The 12210-nt window shown below is 65.7% G+C and carries 11 protein-coding genes; 5 read left to right on the top strand and 6 right to left on the bottom strand.

The annotated features are described in order from the left end of the window. Positions 1-13 precede the first annotated feature (13 nt). Positions 14-1498, bottom strand: a complete 1485-nt coding sequence (locus AC1DE3_RS23545) for a M81 family metallopeptidase (RefSeq protein WP_441510777.1) — start codon at positions 1496-1498, stop codon at positions 14-16. A 119-nt stretch (positions 1499-1617) separates the two neighbouring features. On the opposite strand from AC1DE3_RS23545, the gene AC1DE3_RS23540 reads away from it, so the two are divergent. The 4 genes from AC1DE3_RS23540 to AC1DE3_RS23525 all read left to right on the top strand — a co-directional run bounded on the left by AC1DE3_RS23540 (position 1618) and on the right by AC1DE3_RS23525 (position 3453). After that, positions 1618-2712 carry a DNA topoisomerase IB gene (locus AC1DE3_RS23540; RefSeq protein WP_476852809.1) on the top strand — a complete coding sequence of 365 codons (1095 nt, stop codon included), beginning with the start codon at positions 1618-1620 and terminating at the stop codon, positions 2710-2712. A gap of 68 nt (positions 2713-2780) precedes the next feature. Continuing rightward, positions 2781-2993: a hypothetical protein gene (locus tag AC1DE3_RS23535; protein ID WP_441510775.1), complete on the top strand. Its 213-nt coding sequence runs from the start codon at positions 2781-2783 to the stop codon at positions 2991-2993. A gap of 4 nt (positions 2994-2997) precedes the next feature. Then, entirely contained in the window at positions 2998-3144 is a 147-nt protein-coding gene (locus AC1DE3_RS23530; protein WP_441510774.1) for a hypothetical protein, read from the top strand. 102 nt (positions 3145-3246) lie between these two features. After that, a complete protein-coding gene (locus tag AC1DE3_RS23525) occupies positions 3247-3453 on the top strand; it encodes a hypothetical protein (RefSeq protein WP_441510773.1) in 207 nt (68 codons plus the stop codon). Between the two features lie 108 nt (positions 3454-3561). Here AC1DE3_RS23525 and hemC read toward each other — a convergent pair whose 3' ends face one another. After that, complete coding sequence (gene hemC / locus AC1DE3_RS23520) at positions 3562-4500, bottom strand: hydroxymethylbilane synthase (protein WP_441510772.1); 939 nt, start codon at positions 4498-4500, stop codon at positions 3562-3564. 89 nt (positions 4501-4589) lie between these two features. Continuing rightward, positions 4590-6020, bottom strand: a complete 1431-nt coding sequence (locus AC1DE3_RS23515) for an aminotransferase-like domain-containing protein (protein WP_441510771.1) — start codon at positions 6018-6020, stop codon at positions 4590-4592. 82 nt (positions 6021-6102) lie between these two features. Here AC1DE3_RS23515 and AC1DE3_RS23510 point away from each other — a divergent pair, with 82 nt between their 5' ends. After that, a complete protein-coding gene (locus AC1DE3_RS23510) occupies positions 6103-6990 on the top strand; it encodes a DMT family transporter (protein WP_441510770.1) in 888 nt (295 codons plus the stop codon). Positions 6991-7048: 58 nt separating this feature from the next. Here the strand turns inward: AC1DE3_RS23510 and aspT (AC1DE3_RS23505) are convergent, their stop codons facing one another. From aspT (AC1DE3_RS23505) to aspT (AC1DE3_RS23495), 3 genes are all read right to left on the bottom strand, one after another. Continuing rightward, on the bottom strand, positions 7049-8734 hold the full coding sequence (gene aspT, locus AC1DE3_RS23505; RefSeq protein ID WP_441510769.1) for an aspartate-alanine antiporter: 1686 nt from the start codon (positions 8732-8734) through the stop codon (positions 7049-7051). An 85-nt stretch (positions 8735-8819) separates the two neighbouring features. After that, on the bottom strand, positions 8820-10439 hold the full coding sequence (locus AC1DE3_RS23500) for a bifunctional aspartate transaminase/aspartate 4-decarboxylase (protein ID WP_441510768.1): 1620 nt from the start codon (positions 10437-10439) through the stop codon (positions 8820-8822). 49 nt (positions 10440-10488) lie between these two features. Continuing rightward, positions 10489-12180, bottom strand: a complete 1692-nt coding sequence (gene aspT, locus AC1DE3_RS23495) for an aspartate-alanine antiporter (RefSeq protein WP_441510767.1) — start codon at positions 12178-12180, stop codon at positions 10489-10491. Between the last annotated feature and the right edge of the window lie 30 nt (positions 12181-12210).

The following is a 12210-nucleotide window of genomic DNA, read 5'->3' as shown; positions in this document are numbered from 1 at the left end:
TTGCGGCCGGGCTTCAGATGTCGTCGAGCGGGAAGATCGGCCGGCGCACCTTGCGGTAAGGCCGCTCCTTGAAATTGCGCGTCGAGATCGCGCCGGTATCGACTTCCAGCACCTCGCGCGCGATCGGCTCGAATGCGGCGCGGAAGTGCTGCATCGACTTGACGATCACCGTCGATTTTCGCGTCGGATCGACGCCGAGCGAGGTGAACTGGGCAAGATCGGTCGCCTGGCCGTTATGGGTGATGACGATGATCTCGACATCGTCGACGCGCAGCAGGGCCGAGAGCCCGTAATTGCGCCAGATGCCGCCGGCCATCGGGCCGTAGCACATGAAGTATCCGTCGGTCAGCGCGACGACGTGAGCGTCGAGATCGAGCGGCCCGCCGCCCATGCTGGGATCGACCTTGCCGCCGAGCTTGATCCGGCCACGCTTGCCGACGCCGATTGCCTGCGCAGCGAGCGCCGCTTCGGGGTCGCAGATCGCGTGGAAGCCGACATTCCTGAGCTTCGCGTCGAGGATCGCGCGCAGCAGGTTGGTGGCGTCGCCATAGGCGCCGGAGCCGGGATTGTCGGAGTAGTCCGAGATCACCACAGGCTTGTAGCCGGGCTTGCCGGTATCGGCCTCGCCGGCCTTGGCACGGGCCATGGCCTCGGCGAGCGGCGTGAAATGGATGGAGGAGAAGCGGCGCTGCTCCCAGGCATAGTCCATCAGCTCTTCGGCGATGGCCTGCGCCTTGCCGCGATCATCGGCCGTGACCGCGATCGAGGGGCCGATATCGTGCACGTCGGCCGAGGAGAAGCCAGCCTGAACGCTGACGACCAGCGCATCGCCGGAGGCTTCCAGCGCGTCACCACGGCGCAGCAACTCCAGGAAGGGCGGCGAGGTGGTGCGCCCGCCATCGAGCGCATAGAGGATCGGGCGCCGGGCGAGTGCGACCTTGGGCCTGATCTCGCCCTTCATCGCGCGCTCGAGCAGCTCCGCTGCCTGCCAGGTCCGCTCGTATTGGTCGATATGCGGATAGGTGCGGTAGGAAATCAGCGCATTGGCGTTGTCGGCCATGAGCTGGGTGACCGTGGCGTGCAGGTCGAGCACGGCGACGACCGGCACGTCCGGGCCGATTCGCTTGCGCAGCCGCGCCAGCAATTCGCCCTCGCCATCATCGGAGCTTTCGGTCGCCATCGCACCGTGGAGATGCAGCAGCACGCCGTCGACGCCATCGGCAGCATTGACGATATGGCCGGCGAAGACGTCGAAGGCGGCATCGGTGACGCGGCCCGAGGGATTGGCGCCGGTCACCAGCGGATGGGTCAGGCTCCAGCCGAACTTGTCGGCAGCCTCGAAGGCAGCCCCCATCGAGGTTCGGGTACCGCGGAAAGCCTCGGGGATTTCGTTACCCAGAAAAGCGCCATGCGCCCGGAAAGTGGCTTCGTCCGTGAGCTGAACACTGAAGGTGTTCGTCTCATGCATGAACTCGGCAATCAGCACGCGACGCGTCATTCTCTCCCTCTTCGTCTTGTTCAAATTTTTTGACAGTTTTGGCGAGGCGTCTTCGCAACGCCACTGATTTCCGCGCATGCACCCCCTCGAATGAGGGCGCTTGTCGAAATGTGGTGAATATGCTGAACTCACTCGGCGGAACCAAGTCGGTGTCGGCGCATTTCCGCAGCAGTGATCTGCGAGTCCACGCCATGCCGGTCTCCCCGCAAGCTAGACGACAGCCCGCCAAGACACGACTGCGGCGCGTTTCGTCCGACGAACTCACGATCCGCCGTGTGCGCCATGGGCGCTTCTTCGGCTATCGCGATGCGGAAGGCGCCAAGATCACGGACGAAGACACGCTGGCCCGGATTCGCTCGCTCGCGATCCCTCCGGCCTATGAGGATGTCCGCATCGCCGCCGATCCGCGAGCGCATCTCCAGGCCATCGGCCATGACGAAGCAGGCCGTGTACAGCATCGCTACCACCCCGAATGGGAGAAGGTGCGCGAACGCCGCAAACTGCAGCAACTGGGCCGGCTGATCGCTGCGCTGCCGAAGCTGCGCGCCCGGATCGCAGCCGACATGCGGGCCCGCACGCTTTCCCATGAGAAAGCTCTCGCCTGCGCTGCGGCGATCATCGACCGCTGCCATCTGCGTGTCGGCAACGAAAGCTATGCGAAGAGCAACGGCAGCCATGGCACCTCGACGCTGCTCAAGCGGCACGTCAGGCTCACAGGCGCGCGTATCGCGCTCCACTTTCGGGGCAAGAGCGGCAAGGATATCGCTTGCGCGGTCGACGACGCCCCGCTCGCACGGGCGCTCGCGCGCATCGCCACATTACCGGGGCGCCGGCTGCTGCAATATCGCCGCGAAGACGGGTCCGTCGCGCCGGTCCATGCGGCCGAGATCAACGCCTATCTGAAGCAGGTCTGCGGCCTCCCGGTCAGCAGCAAGGATCTGCGGATGCTTGCTGCCAACGCCGCGGCGGCGGAACTGCTCCTCTCAGGCGAGACGGTCGCAACCGAGGCCGGACGCAAGCGCCAGCTCGCCGACATCATGCGCGCGATCTCGGAGCGCCTCGTCAACACGCCGGCCGTGGTTCGCAAGAGCTATGTCCACGCCATCGTCATCGAATCCTATGCCAGCGGCCAACTACAGCGCAGCTATGCCAAGGCGCGCGCCCGGGCGGGCTGCTCGCGCATCGAGCGCGCGCTCGGGCTGCTGGCGGCCTGAAGCCAGCGGGAACAATGCCGCCGTTCGGCGCTTGGTCCAGTATCTGGCACGCATTTATGGAGGCTGAGATGCTCAATCGTGTCGGTTCGCCCAAGCCGGTCGAGACGCCGCAGCAGCCCGGTCAGTCGGTCGCGGCCGGAACGCGCCCTGGCCCGTCGCCGCACTCCGCCCATCCGACCGGCCCCGCCCCGCCATTCGAGTATGAGGAGGAGGCGCCGCAGACGGATTTCCAGGCCGGCCAGAAGAAGCTACCGTCGGGCGAAGGCTCTGGACGGAATTGACGGAATGAACGGGGATTGGGGCTTCGTTGTGTGGATCGTCGTGATCGCGATTCCACTGGGGATCGCGCTGGCGACGCGTTGGGCAGGCTCGCGGGGCCCCGGCGCCATGCTCGACAAGCCGAGCGCCGAGGATCCGCGCGATCCCATCTAAGACACTGATATAATTAACTAATTTATTTTCATGAGATTTTCGGGAACTCGCCTCCCCGCTTCCGCGTTTCGTCGCCGCTGAATCCTGGCGGCGGAGACAGACATGGACGAAGAGAGAATCACACGGATTGCCCGCGCGATGTGCAGGGCCGCGCGGCTCGACCCCGACAAGCCGGCCGGCAACAAAGGCCCCTATACGATGTCGATGCAGGAACCCGGACACGAAAGCCCGCAGCCTGCCTGGATGCTGTTCCGGAAGGAGGCGGCGCAGTTCGCCGCACGGCATGGCGAGGTCGCCGTCCGCCTCTGACCTTGTCCCGAAGCGGCCACTCGCCTGAATGCGACCGTGGCCATGACAAGGCCCGGCGCTCCGACAAGGATGCCGGGCCTTTCCATCTGAATAGGATTCTCGCCGAAGCTACAGCGTCTTGAAGGTCGGGTAATAGCCGCGATAGCTCTTCTCGAGGATCGCTCCGCCGCCCCGCGCCTTCAACGCTTCGGCGACGGCAAGGCCGAGTTCCCGCGCCTGCTCGGGCGCCGCACTGTCGCTGGCGTCGACACGCTCCGTTCCTTCGACGGAGGTGACCTGGGCATGCAGGGTCAGGCGGCCATCGGCCCAGCTCGCGCAGGTACCGACCGGCAAGCTGCAGCCGGCACCCAGCGCATGCATCATCTCACGCTCGGCTTCGACCTCGGCGCGCGCTTTCGAGCACTGGATGGCCTGCAGGATCTCGATCACGGCGGCATCGTCGGCGCGGGCTTCGAGGCCAAGCGCGCCCTGCCCGACGGCATAGGGGAAAAGCTCCGGCGCCAGAATCTCGGACGAGGCCTCGTCCAGCCCGAGCCGGCGCAGGCCGGCCTGGGCGAGGATGACGGCATCGAGCGCATCCTCGCCGCCGATCTTGGCGAGGCGCGGGCCGACATTGCCGCGAATCGGCACGACGGTGACATCGGGCCGCAGGTTGAGGATTTGCGCGCGACGCCGCAGCGACCCGGTGCCGACCCGCGCGCCCTGCCGCAGCGAGGCCATCGTCGCGCCGCAGAGCGCGTCGCACGGGTTCTCGCGCGTCGGCACGGAGGCGAGAACGAGCCCCTCATGCAGGGCGGTCGGCAGGTCCTTCAGGGAATGAACGACGAAATCGACCTCGCGGCGCACGAGCTGCTGCTCGTGCTCGACGGCGAAAACACCGACCATGCCGAACTGATGGAATTCGGAGACGCGGTCGCGATCCGCGATGGTGGCGATCTGGCAAAGGGTGAATTCCGTCTCTGGGAACTTCTCCCGGATCAACCCCATGACGTGATTGGTCTGCGCCATCGCCAGCGGGCTGCGGCGCGTGCCGATCCTCAGATGCATGACTTCTTACTTTCGATCCTGTCCGGCCGGGCCGGTTGCGGCGGTCTATAACAGGGGGGCAGCTGGCTGACGAGTGGCGCTGCGCCCGATCAGCCGCCGCCCCGCCGTAGCTCCTCCATCCCCTGCTGCAATACCTCAAACACGCGCGGATCGCGCGTCTGGGCGACGTTGAAACGCATGAAGCCGCACGCGCCCTGCGAGACGCTGAAGACATTGCCGGGCGCCAGGACGACGTTCCGCGCCACCGCCAACCGCGCGAGTTCGGCGGAATCGATCCCCGCGGGCAGGTGGCACCAGAGGTAGAAGCCGCCGCGCGGCATCAGCCAGGGCAGGATTCCGAGTGCTTCCAGTCGGGCAGCAATCTCGCGGCGGGCCTGGGCGAGCCGGCGGCGCACCTCCTCCATATGCTTGCGATAGCCGCCACCAGCGAGGACCCCTGCGACAAGATCGGCAGCGACAGGGCCGGGGCCGCCGAAATTCGTCGCAACCTGAAGGTCGACAAGCCCTTCGATCCAGTCGGCTCGCGCGGCAATATAACCGCAGCGCAGGGAGGCCGAGAGCGTCTTCGAGAAGCTGCCGATCCGGATCACACGGTCGAGACCGTCGAGCAAGGCGAGGCGAGACGACGGTTCGGGCTCGAAATCCGCGAAGATCTCATCCTCAACGATGACGAGATCATGAGCGGCGGCGATTTGCAGCACACGGAAGGCCGTCTGCGGCGAGAGACTGGCCCCGGTCGGGTTGTGCAGCCCGGAATTGGTGAGATAGAGCCGCGGCCGCTCGGCGCAAACCAGCGCTTCGAAAGCGGCGACGTCCGGCCCCGACGGCGTATAGGGCACGCCGAGCACACGTAGCTGGTGGGCACGCAGCAATGCCTGGAAATTGAAGTAGCAGGGATCGTCGACGAGAACGGTATCGCCCGGGCGCAGCAGGAAACGGCAGACCAGATCGAGCGCCTGCGTGCCCGAACCGGTCAGCAGGAGCTGTTCGGGGCCGGCGGCGAGCCCCTCCTCGGCGAAGCGCCCGAGCAGATGGCGGCGCAGAGCCCACGAACCGCGCGTCCCGCCATATTCGGAGAGAACCGGGTCCTGCGCCCGTGCCAAAGCGCGAAAACCGCGGCGAAGCGCCTCGCCGGGCATCCAATCGGCCGGGAGCCAGCCGCAGCCTGGCTTGAGCGCGGCGTCGTCCGCATCGAGCGACTGACGCGAGACCCAGAACGGATCGACCGCGCGCTCATGCGGCGATGCAGCCTGCGTCAGCGCCAGGGGCGGCAGGCCACTGCCGGTGACATAAAAGCCCGAGCCCTGCCGGGCGCGGATCAAGCCCTCTGCGGCCAGACGATCATAGGCCTCAACCACGGTCGACGGCGAAACCCGCATCGTCGCGGCGAAACGGCGGATCGACGGCAGCCGGTCGCCAGGGGCCAGAGACCGAGCCGCGAGCTTGGCCCGAATGGCGGCCATCACCGCCGCCGTCCGTCCCTGCCCGCCCTCGATTTCGCTCGGATCGATAACTGTCATGACGACCATACCCATACAGCTTGCGCCGAATGTATCGAATTGTCGCTGTTTCGGCGAGTGCAGACTGCGTAAGCCTGCGAGGATGCGAGACAAGACAGCGGCGATGCAGCAGGACTGGGCGGGCAAGGGATGGGGCAGCGGTCTCATCGGCGTGCTGATCTTCAGCGGCTCCCTGCCGGCCACGCGCGTCGCCGTCGCCGGCTTCTCGCCGCTCTTCCTCACCTCCGCCCGCGCCGTGATCGCCGCGCTGCTGGGCGCGTTCTTCCTCGTCCTGCTGCGCCAGAAACGGCCGGAACGCTCCGATCTCGGCCCGCTCGCCATCGTCGCGCTCGGCGTCGTTCTCGGCTTTCCGTTGCTGACGGCGCTGGCGCTCCAGCACATCGCCGCGGCCCGCTCGATCGTGTTCGTCGGCCTGCTGCCGCTGGCGACGGCGCTGTTCGGCGTCTTGCGTGCCGGCGAGCGGCCGAAACCCGCCTTCTGGCTGTTCTCCCTGCTTGGCGCTGCGACCGTCGCAGGCTTCGCTCTCGCCCGTAGCGAGGGCGGCTCGCTCACCGGCGACCTGCTGATGATCGCTGCCATCCTGCTCTGCGGGCTCGGCTATGCCGAAGGCGCGGCGCTCTCGCGCCGGCTCGGCGGCTGGCAGGTCATCTCCTGGGCGCTGCTTCTGTCGCTGCCGGCGATGGCCCTGCTCGCACTGCTGTACCTGCCGTCCTCCTGGCAGGGCATCGGGGCGCACGCCTGGCTCGGCCTGGCCTATGTCTCGGTCTTCAGCATGCTGGTCGGCTTCGTGTTCTGGTATCGCGGGCTCGCGCTCGGCGGCATCGCCGGTGTCGGGCAGCTCCAGCTCCTGCAGCCCTTCTTCGGCCTCCTCCTCGCCGGCCTGTTGCTGCATGAACCCATCGCCTGGACGATGATCGCAGCGACGGGAGTGGTGGTCCTCTGCGTCGCCGGGGCGAAGCGCTTCGCCTGAGCCTCCAAGGGCTTCGCCATGGCACCGGGGTTTCCACAGCGGGCCGACGCGGAGCGGGTTACCTGGCCATCAGCGCGACCAGGATCGGCCCCCACGCGGTGAGGAGAATGTTGCCGATCGCATAGGGCACCGTATAGCCCAAAGCGGGGACGCTGCTCTTGGCTTCGTCCTGGATCGCCCTGAGGGCGGCCGTAATCGTACCTGCGCCGGCGCAGGCGCCGAGCACGATCAGGGGGTCCATCTTCAGGACATATCGGCCGAAGAGGATGCCCAGCGTATGCGGGAGCAAGGCCGAGACCAGGCCGACAGCGACCAGGCTGAGCCCGGTCGTCTTCAGCCCGGAGATGAAGCTCGGCCCCGCGCCGAGGCCGACGATGCCGATGAACACGCATAGGCCGAGCGTATCGAAGATCCAGATCGCCGGTTCGGGGATGCGGCCGAAGAAGGGATAGACCGACCGCAGCCAGCCGAAGGCGAGCCCCATGATGAGCGCACCGCCGCTGGCGGTCAGCGTCAGCGGGATGCCGCCGATGACGACGCTCAAAAGCCCGACCAGCCCGCCCAGGAATATGCCGAGGCCGACGAATACCATGTCGGTCGCCGATGTTCGCCTGTCGGGGTAGCCGAGCTTCTCCGCCGCTCGCTCCACGGCGTTCACGGGTCCTGTCAGAGAGAGGACATCGCCGCGATTGACCTGGCTTTCCGGCTTGATCGGCATGGCGAGGCCAGAGCGCATCATCCGCGTGAGGAAGACGCCGCGGGCGAACTCCTCGCCGGCAAGCTCCGCCAAGGTTCGCCCATCAAGGGAGCGGTTGGTCAGCACCACGTCGAGCGACTCGATGGGGATGTCGAGGAGACCGGGATCGCTGACTTCCGGGCCGATCAGATCGCCATGCTGAGCGTGGACTTCCTGCCGCGCCATAACCGCGACGACGTCTCCCGCGCGGATCACGAGACTGGCTTCGGGCTCCCGTATCGAACCCGCCGAACGAACGCGCAGCAGATAGGCGCGAACAGCGCGAGGACGCGCCTCGATTTCAGCCACCGTCTTGCCGATGAACTGCTCGTTCGTAACGCGATATGTCCTTACGTCGAACAGACGCGCCGCCGAGACCACGCCTTCGACCTCGGCAACGGGCCCGGATGATTGCGAAGCCATCTCTGCGGCGGCTGCCTTGAGATCGATGCCCATCAGCTTTGGACCGATCTTCGGCAGGAACCAGACCAGGGATGCGGTGCCGACGAGATAAGTGACGGCATAGGCAACGGGGATGTTGTTGATCAGCGCAGTCCGTTCGGACTGGGGAAGGTCGAGCCGCTGGATCGCCTCACCCGCGGTCCCGATCACGGTCGATTCCGAAAAGGCGCCGGCGAGCAGGCCGGCGGCTGTGCCGATGTCGTAGCCGAGGAGCTTTGCGAACACCAAAGCCGTGAGAAGACAGGCCACGCAAAGCAGGACCGTCAGCGCGACCTGCGGGACCGCATCGCGCTTCAGGGCGCGAAAGAACTGAGGGCCGACCTTGTAGCCGGTGGTGAACAGGAACAGGTCGAAGAACACCGCTTTCACGGCCGTGGGCACTTTGACGTCGAGCTGGCCGATCAGGACGCCGGCCAACAGGCAGCCGACGACCGTTCCGAGACTGAAGCTGCCGAACTTGAACCGGCCGATCAGGAAGCCGAGTGCGATGGTCAGGAAGATCGCGAGCTCGGGATTGCCGCGTAACGCATCGACGACGAAACTCATGCTCGCCTCCCCGCAGATGCGCTCTCGCATTCAGCGGAGCGACTCGATGGCGCCGATCGGCATTCAAGCCCGCGCCGCAGCACGGTCAGGCCTTCTCCTTGAGCGCGAGATTGTAAGCTTCGAAGGCCTGCCGATATCCGCGCGCCACCGCACGCGTCGCGCGGCCGATCTGGCCGTAGACCTCGTCGTCGAGATTGGCGAAGGAGACGCGCACAGACCAGTCCGGCGCGTGGAAGCCGCCCCCATTGAGCAGCACGATGCCGTGGTCCTCGGCCAGCCTGAACACGATGTCGAGCGGGTGGATGTGCTGCTTCATATAGGCCACGACCTCGGGGCCGACATATTTGTTGGCCCAGAACTCGAAATCGACCAGCCCGTAATAGCGGTCGTGAAGCGGATTGTCGGGCACCTCGATGCCCAACCCCTCGATCATCCTGTCGGCACGAGACCTGACGATGTCCATGCAGGTCTTCTGATAGAGCTTGGCCTCGTCCATCATCTCGGACAGCGAGAACAGCGACATCATCACCTGCTGCGGAAGCGAGAGACCGGCGGTGTGATTGAGCGCGATGTCGCGGCTGTCGGCGACGATGCGGTCGATCAGCCTCATCTCCCGCGGCTTCAGCGTCAGCGGCCCGTAGCGCTTGTCGAGCACCGTCAGGGTCTTCTCGGGATGGTTCGCGATCGCCTTGTCGAAGATGTTGTCGCGGTGGATGGCGATGACGCCGAGCCGCCAGCCGGTGCAGCCGAAATATTTGGAGTAGGAATAGACGCCGATCGTATTGCGCGGGAGAGCACCGAGCAGGCCGCGGAAGCCTTTCACGAAGGTTCCATAGACATCGTCGGTCAGGAGCAGCAAATCGGGGCGCTTCGTGGTGACGAGCTTGACGATCTTGGCGATCGTCTCCTCGCTCAGCGCGACAGCGGAGGGATTGCCGGGATTGACCACGAAGAAGGCCTTGACCTTCGGGTCCTCGAGCTTCTTCAGCTCCTCGTCGGTGAACTGGAAACGGTTCTCCTGCGGCGCCGCCACGGTGACGACATCGAGGCCGTAATCCTCGAGATGCGGCATTTCGAGGTAGGGGGTGAAGATCGGCGTTGCCAGCGCGATCGTATCCCCGGGGTTCAGCAGCCTATTGGCCTTGAGCGACTTGAAGATGTAGCACATCGCCGCCGTGCCGCCCTCGACGGCATAGAGATCGAACTGGCCGGAAGGGCGCGGCTCGCCGCACATCGCCCACATCAGATATTCGTGCACGATGCGCTCGTTGTGGACGAGCATGCGGTCCGGCACCGGGTAGTTGTCGCCTATGATCGAGTCGACGAGTTCGTGAACGAACGCATCGGGCTTGAAATCGAATTTCTTGACGGCGAAGGCGACCATCTCGCGAAGAAAGCTGGCGCCGGGGGAATCCTTATGGGTAGTCAACCAGTCCTCGAGGCGCGCCGCTATGCCGTCCGCCTTGGGCATGCCGCCGATGCCGGCGGGCTTGTTCATCACGCGCCGGCTCTCGGTGATCGCGAATTGCCCGAGCAGGAAGAAGCCCTCGCGCGGCGTCATCGCCACCCAGTTCGGGTTGCCGCGGCCGGCGTTGAGCATCGCGATGGACGAATTCTGCGACGTCAGCTTGGCAAGGCGGATGAGCTCGTCCTTGATCTCGAAGGGGCTGAGTTTCTCGAAGCTCCGCAGAGTGACAGGATCCATGGCAAACCCCTGATATGAGCCTGAAATCGGATGGTTTCGTCTCGTTTGGTCAAGTCATCAGAATGATGATCACCATGCCCCAGATCGTCAGAAGCGTGTTCCCGACCGCATAGGTGACGGTGTAGCCGAGCGCCGGAACCTGGCTGCCTGCGGTCTCGCAGATCATTCCGAGAGCGGCCGTCGTGGTGCGGGCGCCAGCGCAGGCGCCAAGCAGGATCGCCGGATCGAACCGGAAGACGTATTTGCCGGCGAACATCGCCAGGATCAGCGGGATGGCAGTCGCCAATGCGCCCCAGAGAAAGAGGCCGACGCCCTGCGTCTGCAGGCCTTTGACGAAGCCCGGCCCTGCCGAGATGCCGACGACGGCGATGAACATGTTGAGGCCGACCGAATTCATGAACCAGACGGTCGAACTCGGGATCCGGCCGAAAGTCGGGTGCACCGAACGCAGCCAGCCGAAGACGAGGCCGGAGATCAGCGCGCCGCCGGCGGTCGACAGCGTCAGCGGGACGCCTCCGACCTTGAACACCAGGGCTCCGATGAGCGCGCCCAATACGATCGCACCACAAATAAAGGCGACGTCGGCGATGTCGCTCGGCCGGTCGGCATGGCCCAGGGTCTTGGCGACCGCGGCGATGTCCTGGGTGCGGCCGACCACGGTCAGAATGTCGCCGCGATGGATCGGGGTTTCCGGCAGGATCGGGATGCTGACGGCGGTCGCCCCGCGGACGATCTTGCGGAGGAAGACGCCGCGCGCGGTCGGCATCCGGGAGAGCTCGGTCAACGTCTTGCCGTCGGCCTCCTTGCTGGTGACGTAGATATCGACGCCTTCGGCCTTCAGATCGAGCAGTTCGGGGTCCTCGACCTCTTCGGCATTCTGGCCGATCAGGTTGACCAGCGTCTCGCGCGGGCCGGCGACAGCGATGACGTCGCCCTCCCGCAGGATCGTGTCTGCGGTCGCGTCCTCGATGACGCCGTTGCGTCGGATGCGTTCGACGAAGACACGTGCGTCCGGCACGAGCGCCTCGGCTTCCGCCGCGCGCATGCCGGCGACCCTGGCGCCCTCGCGCAGGCGAAAAGCCCGTAGCTCGAAGCGCCGCCAGACCGAGCCCGGGCCGCCGATCTCCTTGCCGCCGCCAAGCCGGGCCTCGTAGTCCTTGCAGGCCCTGGCGATATCGATACCGAGCAGCTTGGGACCGAGCTGGGCGAGAATGACGGCCGAACCTACGGTGCCGAAGATGTAGGTCACCGCATAGGCGACCGGCATCGCATCGAGATATTCCTTGGTCTGCTCCGGTGACAGCCCGAGTCGATTGATGGCGTCGGTCGCCAGACCCATCGAGGCCGAGATCGTCTGAGAACCGGCATAAAGGCCAGCGGCGTAGCCCGGATGATAACCTGCGATCTTCGCGATCGCGACGGGAGCTGCGAGGCAGAAGACGGTGACGACGACCGCAAAGATCGCCTGCGGCGCGCCGTCCTTGGCAATGCCGCGAACGAACTGCGGCCCGACGCCGTAGCCGACGGCGAACAGGAACATCAGGAAGAACGTCGATTTCACATTGGGCGAGATCGTGATGCCAAGCTGTCCAATGATCACCGCGGCGATCAAGGTCGAGGTCACCGCGCCGAGGCTGAAGCCCTTATAGGCGAAGCCGCCGACATAGTATCCGATCGCCAGCGACAGGAAGAGCGAGATCTCCGGGTAGCTTCTCAGGGTGGCAGCGAACCAGTCGAACATTTCACTCCCCCAATTGCTGGCGTTCAGGCG

The sequence above is a fragment of the Allobosea sp. 10L417 genome (assembly GCF_056395485.1).
Note: the sequence above shows the minus strand (reverse complement) of the source record. Positions and strands in the feature narration are given on the sequence as shown.